General features: G+C 71.7%; 13 protein-coding genes, 1 tRNA gene and 1 pseudogene. 5 read left to right on the top strand and 10 right to left on the bottom strand.

Annotated elements, in window-relative coordinates:
• Nucleotides 1–21: 21 nt before the first annotated feature.
• The 3 genes from C8046_RS01045 (at nt 22) to C8046_RS01035 (ending at nt 1,758) form a co-directional block, all read left to right on the top strand.
• Nucleotides 22–95 (top strand) — tRNA-Ile (locus tag C8046_RS01045).
• A gap of 140 nt (nt 96–235) precedes the next feature.
• Complete coding sequence (locus C8046_RS01040) at nt 236–457, top strand: hypothetical protein (RefSeq protein ID WP_109227898.1); 222 nt, start codon at nt 236–238, stop codon at nt 455–457.
• 377 nt (nt 458–834) lie between these two features.
• Complete coding sequence (locus tag C8046_RS01035; RefSeq protein ID WP_146197020.1) at nt 835–1,758, top strand: hypothetical protein; 924 nt, start codon at nt 835–837, stop codon at nt 1,756–1,758.
• A 310-nt stretch (nt 1,759–2,068) separates the two neighbouring features.
• On the opposite strand, the gene dnaG is transcribed toward C8046_RS01035, so the two are convergent.
• From dnaG to C8046_RS01020, 3 genes are all read right to left on the bottom strand, one after another.
• The gene (gene dnaG / locus C8046_RS01030) at nt 2,069–4,108 is read right to left on the bottom strand and encodes a DNA primase (protein WP_109227896.1); all 2,040 of its coding nucleotides are present in this window, start codon (nt 4,106–4,108) and stop codon (nt 2,069–2,071) included.
• 88 nt (nt 4,109–4,196) lie between these two features.
• Complete coding sequence (locus tag C8046_RS01025; protein ID WP_109227895.1) at nt 4,197–4,979, bottom strand: LLM class F420-dependent oxidoreductase; 783 nt, start codon at nt 4,977–4,979, stop codon at nt 4,197–4,199.
• 53 nt (nt 4,980–5,032) lie between these two features.
• A complete protein-coding gene (locus tag C8046_RS01020) occupies nt 5,033–6,307 on the bottom strand; it encodes a deoxyguanosinetriphosphate triphosphohydrolase (protein ID WP_109227894.1) in 1,275 nt (424 codons plus the stop codon).
• Between the two features lie 98 nt (nt 6,308–6,405).
• On the opposite strand from C8046_RS01020, the gene C8046_RS01015 reads away from it, so the two are divergent.
• Entirely contained in the window at nt 6,406–8,217 is a 1,812-nt protein-coding gene (locus C8046_RS01015; RefSeq protein WP_109227893.1) for a glycoside hydrolase family 13 protein, read from the top strand.
• Between the two features lie 110 nt (nt 8,218–8,327).
• Here C8046_RS01015 and C8046_RS01010 read toward each other — a convergent pair whose 3' ends face one another.
• From C8046_RS01010 to C8046_RS20125, 7 genes and pseudogenes are all read right to left on the bottom strand, one after another.
• Nucleotides 8,328–9,623 (bottom strand): alpha-amylase family glycosyl hydrolase, encoded by a 1,296-nt coding sequence (locus tag C8046_RS01010; RefSeq protein ID WP_199224357.1) that lies wholly within the window; start codon nt 9,621–9,623, stop codon nt 8,328–8,330.
• Complete coding sequence (locus C8046_RS01005; RefSeq protein ID WP_109227891.1) at nt 9,620–11,566, bottom strand: glycoside hydrolase family 13 protein; 1,947 nt, start codon at nt 11,564–11,566, stop codon at nt 9,620–9,622. The genes C8046_RS01010 and C8046_RS01005 overlap by 4 nt, the downstream gene beginning before the upstream one ends.
• Nucleotides 11,563–12,519 (bottom strand): sugar ABC transporter permease, encoded by a 957-nt coding sequence (locus C8046_RS01000; protein WP_109227890.1) that lies wholly within the window; start codon nt 12,517–12,519, stop codon nt 11,563–11,565. Before C8046_RS01000 ends, C8046_RS01005 begins: the two co-directional genes overlap by 4 nt.
• Before the next feature lies 1 nt (nt 12,520).
• Nucleotides 12,521–13,198, bottom strand: a complete 678-nt coding sequence (locus C8046_RS19030; protein WP_235866017.1) for an ABC transporter permease subunit — start codon at nt 13,196–13,198, stop codon at nt 12,521–12,523.
• Nucleotides 13,198–13,959, bottom strand: coding sequence for a hypothetical protein (locus tag C8046_RS19025; protein ID WP_235866397.1), 762 nt, complete (start codon nt 13,957–13,959; stop codon nt 13,198–13,200). Before C8046_RS19025 ends, C8046_RS19030 begins: the two co-directional genes overlap by 1 nt.
• A gap of 298 nt (nt 13,960–14,257) precedes the next feature.
• Nucleotides 14,258–15,031 carry a sugar ABC transporter substrate-binding protein gene (locus tag C8046_RS19020; protein WP_419183568.1) on the bottom strand — a complete coding sequence of 258 codons (774 nt, stop codon included), beginning with the start codon at nt 15,029–15,031 and terminating at the stop codon, nt 14,258–14,260.
• Between the two features lie 80 nt (nt 15,032–15,111).
• Nucleotides 15,112–15,318, bottom strand: a pseudogene (locus tag C8046_RS20125) (extracellular solute-binding protein); the annotation flags it as partial.
• Here C8046_RS20125 and C8046_RS19015 point away from each other — a divergent pair.
• Entirely contained in the window at nt 15,235–15,570 is a 336-nt protein-coding gene (locus C8046_RS19015) for a hypothetical protein (RefSeq protein ID WP_235866489.1), read from the top strand. The pseudogene C8046_RS20125 and the gene C8046_RS19015 overlap by 84 nt on opposite strands.
• The last annotated feature ends 64 nt before the right edge of the window (nt 15,571–15,634 follow it).

The raw sequence follows: 15,634 nt of genomic DNA, 5'->3' as shown, positions 1-15,634 counted from the left end.
GCCGCCGGTACGCCGGCGACCGCCCCCTTAGCTCAGCCGGTCAGAGCAGCGGACTCATAATCCGTCGGTCCTGGGTTCAAGCCCCAGAGGGGGCACCGTCAGCGCTGCAGCCGAGCCCTGAACGCCACGATTCCATGTCCCCGCCGCGGCTGGTCGTGCATCGGCCCAGCGGCCACCCGGGGCCAGCCCCATCTTCCGGCTCGCCGCGCGCACCCTCCTCCGGCATGGTGCATCGATGGACGCCCCCGATCCGCGCCGACGACCGCCCGCCCTCGTCTGGACGCCCTACATGCTCGCGATGGGCGTGGTCTGGCTCATCTTCGCTGCCTCCTGGGGTGTTCTGTGGTTCCTCGACGGCGGCACGCGGGACGGCGTTCTCGCGCTCCTCTTCCTCGCCCTCGGCACCTTCGCCGTGTCTCTTCAGGTGCGAGCGCGGCGTCGAGAACGAGCTCGCTGATCCCCTGACTGCTCCACCTGCATGGGGTGGCGGAGTCAGGCAGGGTGACGAGATGGCCGACGAGGCCCCTCCGCCCATCGAGCTCTCGATGCTCGAGACCGGCGCGCGCGAACGCCGCATTCTTGTAGCTGCGGCTCACGTCGCCCTGAAACGCGGCCCGCGGTGCTCCTGCGGCCCAAAGTCCTACAACGCACTTAAACAATGCTTCTTGGCCTTGAGGCGCATTCTTGGCACACGAAACCTCTGTCCGTCCCCACCCTGCCGAACGAGATGGAACCGACATTTCTCCGCAGGCGGTTTTCAGCGGCCCGCTTTACGGTGATCCCGTGCGCCAGCGCTGGCGCGCTCTCCTGACATCTCCGAAAGGCACCTTTCTCGTGAAGCGTATGAAAAGGCTCGGCGCGATCCTCGCCGCAGCGATCGTCGGCCTGACCGGCGCCGCTGTCGTCGCCCCCGCAGCCAACGCCGCCATCTACTCCAGCGGCGTCTTCTCCATCCCCTACAGCGGGGACCTCTACAACGTGAACGCCAGCAGCGGCGAGATTCGCAAGCTCACCTTCGCCGAATGGCAGAGCCTCGGGTCCCCCGCGCCGCGTCCCGCGCCGACCGAGTTCAAGAAGTACGCCTGGTCGCCCACCATCTACGCGGTGACGTTCTTCGGCGACCAGCGAAGCGAGTGGGTCTGGGCCAAGGTCACCTACGACCAGTGGCAGCGCGCCGGCTTCCCTGCGCCCAGCACGGCAGGGTGGATCGAGGGCACCTACTTCTACAAGTGGGCGACCAGCCCGGAGCTTTTCGCGATCGCGCCCGACGGCGTGTACAAGAAGCTCACCGCCTCCGAGTGGGCCCAGGCCCAGGTGGGGACGTTCAACAACCGCTCCAACGAGGGCTTCTTCAAGTACTCCTGGGACAACACCATCATCCGCATGACCAACATCGCCGGGGGCAGCGGGTACGGCATCAACTACAACCAGTGGGCGGCAGAGGCGTTCCCCACGCCGCAGGTCGTCGGCCGGGTACCCGGCGACACGGTCTACCAGAACTACCGTGACCCGAACATCTGGTACGCCGGACCGGCGTTCAACAGAATCCTGACCGCCGCCGAGTGGCGCGCGATGGGCTCTCCGGCGCCGCAGGTCCGGACGCCGAATCGTCCGACGGACTCACGCAACTGCGACAGCTTCGGCGGAAGCTGGCGCGCAGCGCAGGACACGTTCGAGTACTGGTTCCCGCTCTACGGTGACGTCTACGGCCTCGACGGCAACAGGGACGGCATCGCCTGCAACGCTCTTCGCGGGTAGCCGAGCGGTCGACCCCGCCCAGCCGCCACGGTTGGGCGGGGTCAACTCGTCCCTCCCGGGGACGGTCAGGGACGTGCGCGAGGAGGCCACGCGCCTTCCGCCGGCCGGCCGCGGCAATGAGAGAGGCCCCCTCGTTCGAGCGGCGCAGGGGGCGGAGCCGTTCGGCCGAGGGGGCCTTCGTGCAGTATTAAACCAACTGTGATCGGCGTGCGCAACTTGGCGCCCAACGCGTGCGCCGCTTCTGCGCAACTATCGTAGTGGAAAGTTGAATCAGATTGAGCGCCGGCGACTGTCGTCGGACGTCAGCGCCTCAGACTTCCGCCAGGCGTCGCCGCTCCTCCTCGAGCGCGTACGCCTGCGCCCACAGCGGACCGGCCTCCGGATCGGTGGCGTCCAGGGAGAGCGCGCGCGACTTCAGATCGCCGATCTGCCGCGTCAGACCGAGCCGACGCAGCGCCGTCACGACGCCGAGCGTGTAACCCTCCATCTCGGTCTCGACGGCGGGGATCGGCGCCACGGTCATCTGGCGCACCAGCGGGGCCAGCGCGTCCGTGGCGCCCTCGAGCACCTCGGTCACCCAGCGCGCGGACGCGGCTCGGTGGGCGTCGGCGGTGCCGCCGAGCTCGACGGTCGTGCGGGCCGGGATGGAGACTCCCCCGGCTGCGCGGATCGCGTCGTGCACGGCGCGGTGGCTCGGCACCTGGAAGACCTGCGCGTCGAGCGCGTCGAAGCCGGCGGGCGCGGCGAAGCCGGGCAGCTGGAGCGCCACCTCGAGCACCTGCCGCTCCAGCCGGGCCACGGGGTCGTCGGGCAGGCGGTAGGGCGGTGGCGGGGTTTCCTGGCGGGCCCCGCTACCGCCGTCGCGACGGTCGCCCCGCTGGTCGCCTCCACGAGCGCCCTGGCCGCCGGACGGCCCCTGGCCGCGGCGCTGGTCCGGACCCGAGCCACCGGAGCCGGCGGGCGGCGTGCTGCGCGCCCGCCGCGCGGCCTCGCCGACGGCCTTGCGCACGTCGGTCGGCTCCATCTGGACCCAGCCGGCGAGCTGCCGGGCGTACTCGGCGCGCAGGGCGACGTCGCGGATCGTGGCGACCACCGGTGCCGCGACGCGCAGACCCGCGACCCGGCCCTCCGCCGTCGCCATGTCGACGTTCGAGAGCACCGTGCGGATGGCGAACTCGAACAGCGGCTCGCGGTCCCCGATGAGCTTGCGCACGGCGGCGTCGCCGTGCTGGACGCGCACGTCGCACGGGTCCAGGCCGTCGGCCGAGACCGACACGAACGTCTGCGCGGCGAACTGCTGGTCCTCGTCGAACGCGCGCATCGCGGCCTTCTGGCCGGCGGCATCGCCGTCGAACGTGAAGATGACCTCTCCCCCGACGGCGTGGCCGGAGGAGAGCTGAACGCCCGCGACGCCGGTCTGGGAGTCCCCCAGCAGCCGTCGGATGATCCGCGTGTGGTCGTTGCCGAACGACGTGCCGCAGGTGGCCACCGCCGTCGTGATCCCGGCCAGGTGGCACGCCATCACGTCCGTGTAGCCCTCGACCACGACAACCTGGCGGCCGGTCGAGATCGCCTTCTTGGCGAGGTCGATCCCGTAGAGCACCTGGGCCTTGTGGTAGATCGGCGTCTCGGGGGTGTTGAGGTACTTGGGCCCGGGGTCGTCGTCGTACAGGCGCCGCGCGCCGAACCCGATGACGTCACCCGTGAGGTCGCGGATCGGCCACATCAGGCGTCCGCGGAACCGGTCGTAGTGGCCGCGGTTGCCCTGCGAGACCAGCCCGGCGGCGGCGAGCTCGGCCTGCGTGAACGCGCGGCCCTGGAGGTGGCGCAGCAGCGAGTCCCAACCCTTGGGGGCGTAGCCGACGCCGAAGTGCGCCGCGGCCGCGCGGTCGAAGCCGCGCTCGGCGAGGAAGGCACGCGCCGTCGCGGCCTCCGGGGAGGTGAGCTGCTGCGCGAAGTACTCCGCGGCGACGCGGTGGGCCTCGACGAGGCGCTGGCGCTTGCCCGGCTCCTCGCGCGGCCGGGACGGGCCGCCGACGCCGTCGTCCTCGTAGGCCAGCGTGACGTTGTAGCGGCCCGCCAGACGCTCGACGGCCTCACCGAACGGGAGGTGGTCGATCTTCTGGACGAACGAGATGACGTCGCCGCCCTCGCCGCAGCCGAAGCAGTGCCACAGGCCCACGGGAGGTCGGACGTGGAAGGAGGGCGTGCGCTCGTCGTGGAAGGGGCACAGGCCCTTCATCGAGCCGACGCCGGCGCCGCGGAGCGCGACGTGCTCGCCGACGACCTCCTCGATCTTGGCCGTCTCCCGCACCGTCGCGATGACGTCGCGACGGATCAGGGAAGCCATGGCCCGAGTCTAGGTCGCCGCGGGCCACGACGTGACGCGACGGCGGGTCCCCGTGGGGAGCCCGCCGTCGCCACCGCCTGGGGACAGCTCAGGCGCTCGCGCCCGCGCGCTCGTCGCGCCAGGCGACCCACTGCTTCGTCAGCTCGAGGTCGTAGTCGGGACCGCCGGTGCTGACCGTGAAGAACGTCGCGCCGGCCTCCAGCAGCTCGTCGGCGACCTCGCTCGGCGGCACGGAGACACCGATCGAGCGCTCGACGGCGGACGACGGTCGGCCGACGTCCTCGCCGTGCGCGGCGAGGAGCTCCGAGCGCTCGCGGAGCGCGGCGGCGTCACCGAAGGAGTGCCAGACGTCGGCGTGCTCGGCCACGAGTCGGAGCGTCTTGCGGGGACCGCTGCCGCCGATGAGGATCGGGATGTCGCGCGTCGGCGCCGGGTTGAGCTTCGCCCAGCGCGCCTTGATGCGCGGCAGCGCCTGGCCCAGGTCCGCGATCCGGCTGCCCGCCGTGCCGAACTCGTACCCGTACTCGGCGTAGTCGCGCTCGAACCACCCCGCGCCGATCCCGAGGATCAGGCGGCCGTTCGAGATGTGGTCGATCGTGCGGGCCATGTCGGCCAGCAGCTCGGGGTTGCGGTAGCTGTTGCACGAGACGAGCGCGCCGAGCTCGACCCGCTCGGTCTGCTCGGCCCACGCGGCGAGCATCGTCCAGCACTCGTAGTGCAGGCCGTCGGGCTCACCGGAGAGAGGGAAGAAGTGGTCCCAGTTGAAGATCACGTCGACGCCGGCCTCCTCCGCGCGCAGCACCGCGTCGCGGATCTGGGAGTAGCTGGCGTGCTGGGGCTGGAGCTGGACACCGATGCGCACAGAGGTCATGGCCTCCACGCTACGCCGGGGTGAGCCACGTCACCCGATCGGGATCGTCCGTCTCAGGGCGCGGGGACGAGCCGCGCGTGCCACGCCATGGCCGACAGGTCCGTCAGAGAGGCGACCTGGTCGACGACGACGCGCAGGCGCTCCGCATCCGTCGTCGCCGCGCGGTGGTCCTCGAGGAAGTGGGCCTCGAGCGTCAGCTCGGCGCGCTCGGTGAGGACCTCCACCAGCTCCGTGATGATCTGGCGCTGGTAGCGGTAGAGCGGCTCGTGCTCGCGCGGCGCCATGACGTACAGGGCGGCGATCCCCTTGAGGACGGCGATCTCCGCCCGGGTCGTCGGGGGCACCTCGAGCCGGGCCGAGTACCGCCCGAGGTCGCCGGAGCCGTGGCTGGCGCGCGTCGCGTCCACGCTCACGCCGACGAAGCGGCCGATGAGCTGGGAGGTCATGTCCTTCACGTGCGCGAGGCTCGTGCGGGTGCCGTCGTACTCCTCGACCCACGCCGAGGACTCCAGCAGCCGGCCGAGGGCGGCGCCGAGCTCGTCGTCGGACTCGGGCGGGTCGTACCAGGCGCGCACCTGCGCGACCACGCGGTCCTGCTCGGCCTGCGCCCGCAGCCGTCGCGGCTCCACGCGCCACCCGACGATCGCGTCCTCGACGTCGTGCACCGAGTAGGCGACGTCGTCGGCCAGGTCCATCACCTGGGCCTCGAGGCACGTCGTGGCGATCGGGGCGCCGGCGCGCAGCCACGCGAAGACCTCGAGGTCGTCGTCGTAGACGCCGAACTTCCGGCTCCGTCGGCCGTCCACGCGGCGCGGGGCGTCCTCGCGGCGCCACGGGTACTTCGCCGAGGCGTCGAGGCTGGCGCGCGTGAGGTTGAGGCCGACGCAGCGGCCGTCCTCGCGGAACGCCTTCGGCTCGAGCCGCGTGAGGATGCGCAGGGTCTGGGCGTTGCCCTCGAAGCCCCCGGCGTCCTCCGAGACGACGGCGAGCGCGGCCTCGCCGTTGTGGCCGAAGGGCGGGTGACCGAGGTCGTGGGCGAGGCACGCGGTGTCGACGACGTCGGGGTCGCAGCCGAGCTGCTTGGCCAGCTCGCGCCCGACCTGGGCGACCTCGAGCGAGTGCGTCAGTCGGGTGCGGACGAAGTCGTCCGTGCTGGGGGCGAGCACCTGGGTCTTGGCCCCGAGCCGCCGCAGCGCCGAGGAGTGGAGCACCCGGGCGCGGTCACGCTCGAACGGCGAGCGGCGGACGTTCTTGGACTCCTCGGGCAGCCACCGGTCGACGTCGCTCACGCCGGAGGCGTGCATCGTCAGAGGTGGTTGCCAGGACATCGCCACCAGCCTAGTGGGCGGGGCGGCGACGCGACCGCGCGGATGTGGACGAACCGCACGATTTGGCCCTTCCGTGACGACGCCGCGACAATGGACGGATGAGTGCAAGCGCCCCCGCCATCTGCACGACCCGCCCGATCTCGGTGCCCCGCACCGGAACCCTCCAGTGGTGGCACACCGCCGTCATCTACCAGGTCTACCCGCGCTCGTTCGCGGACTCCGACGGCGACGGGATGGGCGACCTCCCCGGCATCACGGCCCGCCTCGGCCACCTCGCGCGCCTGGGCGTCGACGCCCTGTGGCTCTCGCCGTTCTACACCTCCCCCCAGGCCGACGCCGGCTACGACGTCGCGGACTACCGCGACGTGGACCCGCTGTTCGGCACGCTGGCCGACGCCGACGCGCTGCTGGAGCGCGCGCACCAGCTGGGGCTGCGGGTCGTCGTCGACCTCGTCCCCAACCACACCTCCGACGCGCACGTCTGGTTCCAGGCGGCCCTCGAGGCCGCCCCCGGCAGCCCCGAGCGCGAGCGGTACCTGTTCCGCGACGGTCGCGGCGAGAACGGCGAGCTGCCCCCCAACAACTGGCTCAGCGTGTTCGGCGGCCCCGCGTGGTCGCGCACCACCGACGCGGACGGCACGCCCGGCCAGTGGTACCTGCACCTGTTCGACGTGCGGCAGCCCGACCTCAACTGGGGCAACGAGGAGGTCAGCGCCGAGTTCCGCGACGTGCTGCGGTTCTGGCTGGACCGCGGTGTGGACGGCTTCCGCGTCGACGTCGCGCACGGCCTCGTCAAGGAGGAGGGCCTGCCGGACTGGGCCGGGCACTCCTCCATGATCTCCGAGCACGAGTCGGGCGAGGAGACCTCCGCCCCGGCCGACGATGACGGCGACGACGACGAGCAGGCCGACGACGGTGAGGTCGACCTGCGCAACAACGGTCCGATGTGGAACCAGCCCGGCGTGCACGAGGTCTACCGCGACTGGCACGCCGTGCTGGCCGAGTACGGCGCCGACAAGATGCTCGTGGCCGAGGCCTGGGTCTCCCCCCTGACCGACCTCGCGAAGTACGTGCGCGACGACGAGATGCACCAGGCGTTCAACTTCGCCTTCCTCGCCTCGCACTGGCACGCCGAGGAGATGAGGGGCGTGATCGAGCACTCCGTCCAGGTCAACGACACGGTCGGCGCCCCGACCACCTGGGTGCTGTCGAACCACGACGTCGTGCGCCACGCCTCCCGTCTCGGGCTGCCGTCCGCCGGAGGCAACGTCGAGCCCGTCGGTCCCGACGACCTCCAGCCCGACGCCGAGCTCGGCCTGCGCCGCGCCCGCGCCGCCACGCTGCTGATGCTCGCGCTCCCCGGTTCCGCCTACCTGTACCAGGGCGAGGAGCTCGGTCTCCCCGAGCACACGACGCTGCCGCCCGAGGTCCGCGAGGACCCGACCGTGGCCCGCGGGGGCGGCCTCGGCCGCGACGGCTGCCGCGTTCCGCTCCCGTGGGAGGCCGCCGCCCCGGCGTTCGGGTTCTCCCCCACCGGCGCGAGCTGGCTGCCGCAGCCCGAGGGCTGGGCCCGGTACGCGCTCGACGCGCAGAAGGGCGACCCGAGCTCGACGTACGAGTTCTACCGTCGCGCGCTGCGCACCCGCCGTGACTTCGCCCTCGGCTCCGGCGGCCTGGCGTGGATCGACCTCGACCGCCCGGGCGTGCTGGGTCTGGCGAACGGCGAGCTCGTCGTCCTGGCCAACACCACCGGCGAGCAGGTGCGCCTGCCCGAGGACCTCGAGCCGCTCCTGAGCAGCACGGAGCTGGACAAGCACACCGACGGTGCGCTGTTCCTGCCCGCCGACACCACCCTGTGGGCGACCCGGGTCCACCCCGAGCCCGGCCGCAAGCCGTTCGGCCCGGACTGACCGGCACCAGCACCTCAGAACCTCGGCACCCAGAACGACGACGGCGGGGCCCACCTCCCAGAGGTGGGCCCCGCCGTCGTCGGTCGCCTCGGTCGCGACGGCGGCGCAGGTCAGGCGCGCACCAGCACCTGCCAGCCCCACGCGGGCAGCGGGAGGACGTCGCCGACCTCGAGCCGCACCTGACGGCCCGTGGCGAGGTCCCGCCAGGTGCCGGCCACGGGACCGCGGAGCAGCTCGACGTCGCGCGCGGCGCCGGAGAGGTTGAACGCCGCGAGGACCGCGTCCTGGCCGCTGTCGCGGACGAACGCCAGCACCTGCTGGCGGTCGGACGTGCGCACCTCGACCATCCGGGCTCCCCACGCGCCGTTGTGCAGCGCCGCGGTGGCGTGCTTGAGCTCGATCAGCCGACGGTAGAGGTCCCCCATCGGGTGCTCGCGCCAGACGATCGGGTCACGGTCGAAGAACGCCAGCCGACGGTCGTTGCCCGCCTCCTGGCCGTTGTAGATCAGCGGCATGCCGTCGCTGACGAACGACAGCACGACGGCCGCCTCGACGGCGTCGCCGAACTGCTCGAACTCCGTGCCCTCCCACGCGTTCTTGTCGTGGTTGGAGACGAACAGCATCCGCATCGCGTCGTCCGGGTAGGCCCGGTCGTTCCACGCGTAGTAGACGCGCAGCGCGTCGACGTCCGCCCTGCCCGAGGCGAGCTCGTGCATCGAGGAGTTCCACGACCAGGCGTAGGTCATGTCGAACGCCGCCTCGTGCAGCTCGCGCGACTCCCACTCCGCGAGCATGAAGACCGGCTTGATCTCCTCGAGCGCGTCCCGCACGTCCTCCCAGAAGTCGGTCGGCACGAATCCGGCGACGTCGCACCGGTAGCCGTCGACGCCGACCTCCCGCACCCAGTACGTCATCGCGTCGCGCATGTACTCGCGCATCCCGGGGGCGGCGAAGTCGAGGTCGACGATGTCGTCCCAGTCCCACCACGGCGTCGGCGTGAGCTCGCCGTCCCAGCCGCGTGCGTACAGCTCGGGCCGCTCGCTCACGAGCACGTTGTCCCACGCCGTGTGGTTGGCGACCCAGTCGAGGATGACGCGCAGCCCCAGGGCGTGCGCCTGCTCGACGAACGCCCGCAGGTCCTCGACCGTTCCGAGCTCGCTGCTGACGGAGTAGTAGTCCTTGACGGCGTACGGGCTGCCGAGGCTGCCCTTGCGGTTGAGCTCGCCGATCTCGTGCACGGGCATCAGCCAGACGATCCCGATGCCGAGGTCGGCGAGCCGCCCGAGCTGCTCGCTCGCCGCGGTCAGCGTGCCCTCCGGCGTGAACTGTCGGGTGTTGATCTGGTAGATGACGGCGTCCCGGCTCCACTCCGGGTGGACAATCCGCTGTCGGGAGGGGTTGGTCACGCGTTCTCCTTGCTCGAGGTCCAGGTGGTGTCGGTGGCGAGCTGCCACAGCAGCGCGCCGGCGACGGCGGGGAGCACGACGTCGGCTCCCTCCACGCGCGGGGCGCTCCCCTGCAGCGCGACGGGGGCCTCGCCGCCGAGCAGGTCGAGCGGCAGGCGGACCTCCTCGCCGTCGGCCCGCGCGACGTGCACGAGGACGCGCTGCTCGGGGTGCTCGCGCAGGTAGGTGATCGAGTCGGCGCCCACGTGCGCCCAGCGCAGGCCGCCGCGCCGCAGGGCGACGTTGTCGGCGCGCAGCGCGACCCACGTCCGGTAGGCGTCCCAGGTCGGGGCGTCCCAGGCTGCTGGATCCCACGGGAACGGTGTGCGGGAGTGCTCGCCGTTGATCCCGGTGAGTCCGATCTCGTCGCCGGCGAAGATGCTCGGCACGCCCGGCATCGTGAGCTGCAGCGCGAGGCCGAGGAGGTGGCGCCTCCGCCCCGCCCCCGACCGGTCGACCGTGCCGTCGGTCCCGCCGCCCACCACCGTGCGGAACCGGGGCGTGTCGTGGGAGTCCAGGTGCAGCGTCGAGGCGGCCTGCGCCGCCCACGGCATGGCGGCGTGGACCTCCCGCATGGTCGCCGTGACGGCCGTCGCCGGCAGGACCGGCACGTCGGCCGGCAGCCCGAGGAAGTCGAGCCCGTGCTCGACGGGTCGCGGCCCGGTCCCGGCCGCCTCGGCGGCCGCGGCGGCGCCGGGGGCCCCGCCGTTGAGCCACACCCACAGCGGCCGGGTGAAGCCCTGGTAGTCCATCGTGCCGTCCCAGCCGTCGCCGACGAGGTCTCCCCCGGCGTCGTGACCGTGCTCGGCGAGCAGCCACGCCTCCGGATCGATCGCGTGCATCGTGGCGCGGATCTCCCTGGCCACCTCGTGCGCGAGGTCGTCCGCCCCGAGCCGTCCGGTCATATTCGCGACGTCGATGCGCCAGCCGTCCAGACCGGCCAGCAGCCAGCGGCCGACGACGGAGTCGGGGCCGCGGTACAGCCGACGCCTGATCTCCTCGCCCGCGTGGTCGAGCTTCGGCAGGGAGGGGACGTCGAGCCACGCGACGTAGTCGTCGGGGTGCTCGCGGAAACGGTAGAAGGCCGCCTCGGGGGCGTCGGCGTCGGCCTGCGCCGCCAGGAACCACTCGTGCTCGCGACCGGTGTGGTTGGTCGTGAGGTCGCCGAGCACCCGCAGCCCGCGGGCGTGCGCGGCGTCGATGAGTCGGCGCAGCGCCGCGTCCCCGCCCAGTGCCGGGTCGACGCGGTCGAACGTCACGGCGTCGTACCGGTGGTTCGAGCGCCCCTCGAAGACCGGGGTCAGGTAGATCACGCCCGCCCCGAGGGCGACGACGTGGTCGAGCCGGGCGGCGATCCCGTCCAGGTCGCCGCCGTACCACTGACGCTCGACGCCGGGCCCCGAGCCGATCACCGGCGTCTCCCAGGACACCTCGTCGGCCCAGACCGGCCGGGGGGTGTCGGGCGACGACCGCGCGAACCTGTCGGGGAAGATCTGGTAGGCGACCTGGTCCACGACCCAGTCCGGCGGCGTCGCGACGGCGTTGAGCACGAAGTCGGCCCCGTCGGAGGTGTCCCGGGCGTGGACGCCCTCGGCGTTGAGCCACCGGTAGCCGCCGTCGGGTCCCCCGAGGAAGAACCGGTAGCGCATCACCGGGTTCACCAGGCGCATCTCGACCGTCCACCACCGGCTGCCCGCCGTGCGCTCCCCCGGCGCGGCCGGCGCGAGGTGCGGCTCGCCGTCGCGCAGCGATCGCAGCACGACGCGCTCGGCGCCCTCGCGGCCGTCGGCCAGGTCGGGCACGAGCACCGTCAGCCGGACGTCGTCGCCCAGCGCGTGCGGTCCGGGCGCGACGAAGCGCACCGAGCCGTCGTGGTGGGGATCTCGGAGCGTGGGGCCCGTCATCCCTTGACCGCGCCCGAGGTGATCCCTCCGACGATGTACCGCTGCAGGTACTGGAAGAGCAGGATGATCGGCACAGCGATGACCACGGACCCCGCGGCGAACCAGCCCAGGTTGTTGGACTTGTCGGCCGCGAGCACGCCCTGCATGCCGACGGCGATCGTCTTGATGTCGGTCGAGCGCAGGAAGATCGAGGCGAGGAGGAACTCCCCCACCACGCCGACGAAGACCAGCAGTCCGGAGATGACGAGGATGGAGCGCAGCAGCGGGAGCAGGATGCGCACGAACACCTGGAAGTGGCCCGCGCCGTCGATCTTCGCGGCCTCGTCGAGCTCCGGCGGGACCGTGTCGAAGAAGCCCTTGATCAGGTAGACCTGGCCCAGCGAGCCGCCGAGCATGATGAGGATGTACCCGGGCAGCGTGTCGAGCCCCACGGACGGCATCACCTCGCCGACGACGCTGAACATCTGGAACAGGGCGACGGTCACGAGGATCTGCGGGAACATCAGCACCAGCAGCAGGGACAGGAGCCCCGCGCGGCGACCCTTGAAGCGGAACCGCGAGAACGCGTAGGCCGCGAAGCAGCTGCACAGCAGCTGGGCCACCACCACGACGAGGGCGACGACGACCGTGTTCCCCGCCCAGCGGAAGAACGGTCGCGAGGGCGTGCTCCACAGCTGCTCGAAGTTGGTGAAGCTGATCGTGGTCGGGATCAGGTCCGTGGAGGCGACCGAGCCGATCGGGTTGAGCGAGGCCGAGACGATGTAGAGGATCGGGATCGCCGCGTAGACGCACGCGATGACGCCGACGAGGTAGCGCCAGGACATCTCGCGCCACCAGCGGGCGCCGCGGACCTTGTCCTGGGGGGCGCCCCTGTCCTCACCGCGACGGCGGGACGGCTTGGTGACCGCGGTCGTGGCGACGGTGGCGGCCGTGGGAGTGGGTGCGGAGGTCATGTCAGTTCATCTCCTCGAGCTTCCGGGTGCCCCGGAACTGGATCGCGGCGAGCACACCGGTCAGGATGAAGAGCAGCACGGAGACGGCGGACGCGAAGCCGATCTGCGAGCCGCCGTTGCCGAACGCGAGTCGGTAGGTGTAGCTGATGAGGATGTCGGTGCCGCCGGCCGTCGGGTTGTCCGGGCTGAACGGGCCACCCGCGGTGAGCAGCTGGATCGCGTTGAAGTTGTTGAAGTTGAACGCGAACGACGACACCAGCAGCGGTGCCGTGGAGACCAGCAGGAGGGGCAGCACGATGCGGCGGAACTGGACGACGCCGGTCGCCCCGTCGATCGCCGCGGCCTCCTTCAGGTCGCTCGGGATCGACTGCAGCGCGCCGGTGCAGATGAGGAACATGTAGGGGAAGCCCATCCACAGGTTCGTCATCAGCACGGCCACCTTCGCCCAGCTGGCGTTCCCCAGCCAGTCGATGCCGAGGCCGAGCATGTCGTTCACGAGGCCGTAGTCACGGTTCCAGAAGCCCGCCCACACCATGAGCGAGATGAAGCCGGGGATGGCGTACGGCATGATCAGCAGCGACCGGAAGAGCCTCTGGAACCGCATCCGGGGCTCGTTGAGGGTGGTGGCCAGCAGCAGCCCGACGACGAAGGTGCTGCCGACCGACCCCACCGCGAACATCAGCGTCCAGCCGAGGATCGACAGGAACGGCCGCGTGATCTTCGAGTCGGAGAAGACCCGCTCGTAGTTGAACAGGCCGACGTTCTCCGCCCACGACTGCTGCGACAGGCGTTCGCCGTTGGCGTCGACGAAGAACGACCGGTCGCCGGACGGTCCTCGCTCCGCGGTGTAGACCGTGCCGGTGTCGATGTTGGTGATCGTGTCGGCCGCCTCGTCGTAGACGAGGGGGTGCGCATCTCCAGCGCCTGGAAGCCCTGGGCCTTGATGACCGTGTCGTCGCTGACGGGGACGGCGAAGCCGTCGAGGGGCTGGCCGGCGCCGCTGAGGTCGTTCTGCTCGTTGCGGGTGAGGATCGTGTAGCCGGCCGCCTCGACCACGGTGCCCTCCTCGACGACGACGGCGTCGCCGCTGAGCTCGCTCAGGCCGTCCTCCTCCGAGCCGAGGTAGGCCTGGTCGGTCGCGGAGTCGACGAGCAGCATGACGAACGGACCCGTGGTGGCCGTGCCCGTGGTGCCGACGACCATCGAGTAGATGGAGCCGTCGGGGACCTGGACCGCGGAGCTGCCGACGATCCGCGCGATCGAGGCCTCCTTGCTGTTGCGGGTGCCGTCGCCGTAGTTCGTCGTGGAGAGCTGGAAGGTCAGCAGGATCGGGTAGATCAGGAAGAGCACCAGGAGCAGGACCCCCGGCAGCAGGTACTTGGCGGGGATCGCGCGACCCGTCACGTAGACGCCGAGGATGACGAGGACGGCGCCCCACATCACCGCCAGGAGCGTCCAGTTCGCGGTGGCGACCAGCGTGGGGGTGAGGGCGATCAGCAGTGCCAGCAGGAGCCCGAGGCCGAGGATCTTGACCAGGAGCGTGCCCGAGGTGGACGCGTCGATGGAGAACGGATGACGTCGGCGCCGGGTCGCTTCCTTGCGACGGTGCGGCGCGGGGTGAGGGTCTGGGTCACGGGGACGCTCCAGGAGGTGACGAGGGGACGCGCGCCCGCTCGGACGATGGGAACGAGGGAGGGCCCGGGGGCCCGTCCTGCCGGACGGGTCCCCGGGCGTGCCGTCAGGAGGAGGCGATCGCCGCGGCGATCGTGTCGCCCGCCGTCGTCATCGTGGCCGCGGGGTCGGCTCCGCCGATGATCGCGGCGTAGGCCTGACCCAGCGGGGTCCAGACCTGGTCCATGGCCGGGATGGCCGGCATCGGCTGGGCCTGGTCGGCGGCGTCGCCGAAGACACCCACGAGCGGGTCGGCCGCGGCCGCGGCCTCGCGCACCGACGTCATGGCCGGCGGGAGGTTGGCGTTGTCGAAGAGGATCTGCATGGTCTCCTCGGTGTTCAGGCCGCCGGCCGTCGTGCCAGTGACGAAGGCCTGGGCGAACGCCTTGTTCTGGCCGTTGGCGGCGACGTAGAACGCCTGGGCGCCCATGAACGGCACGGCCGGGCCCATGCCCGCGAAGCCCGGGATGGGCTGGACGGTGAAGCCGTCCGCGCCGAGGCCGGTGGTCACGTCGCCCAGGGCCCAGGGGCCCGAGATCAGGCAGGCGGCCTGACCGTCGGCGAACAGCGCGATCGCGTTGTCGCCCGAGATGGCGGTCGACAGGACGCCCGAGCCGGCGTCGCCGAGCGTGGCGAGCTTGGCGGCGGCGGCCTGACCGGCGGCCGAGCCGACGCCCAGGTCGGCCGGGTCGGGGGTGCCGTCAGCCGTGAGACCGAACAGGTACCCGCCCGCGGAGGTGTACAGGGGCTGCATGTTGTACGGGTCGCCGTCGACACCCTGCGCGACGTTGAGCGCGGACTGGACGGAGCCGGCGTCCTTCGCGGCCTGACCGGCGGCGATGGCGTCGTCGATCGTGGCGTAGGTGTCGGGGCGTACGCGGTGTTGCAGTACAGCACGAGGGACTCGACGCCGTACGGGATGCCGTAGAGCTGGCCGTTGTAGCTGACGGCGGAGACGGCGCGCTCGGCGTAACCGCTGAGGGCGTCGGGCGCGACCTGCAGGGGGTCGATGGCGCCGTTGGCGACGAGCTGGCCGATCCAGTCGTGGGCGCCGACGAGCACGTCGGGGCCGTTGCCGGCCTGGTTGGCCGTGATGAAGTCGGTGCGGGTGTTGACGATCGCCTGCACGCCGACCGTGATGTCGTTGGCCTCGCCGAACGCCTCGGCGGCGGCCTGCACGGCGTCGAACTTGACGTCGTCGGTCCAGATGACCAGGTCCTCGCTGCCGCGGACGGGAGCCTCGGTGGCCCCCTCCTCGCCCTCGGGCGCGGCCTCGGTCTCGGTCTCGGTCGCCTCCTCGGACGTCGTCTCGCCGGTGGTGGGCTCCTCCTCGGTGCCGCCGCCCCCACCGCCACAGGCGGTGAGGAGCAGGGCCGCTGACGCGATCACTGCCGTGATGGTGCTCTTGCGCATGTTCATCCTCCGGTTGCGGGTCTGCAACGAG

It is taken from the genome of Serinibacter arcticus (assembly GCF_003121705.1).
Classification (GTDB): Bacteria; Actinomycetota; Actinomycetes; order Actinomycetales; family Beutenbergiaceae; genus Litorihabitans.
The sequence above is the reverse complement of the archived record's forward strand: the minus strand, read 5'-3'. Positions and strand labels throughout refer to the sequence as shown.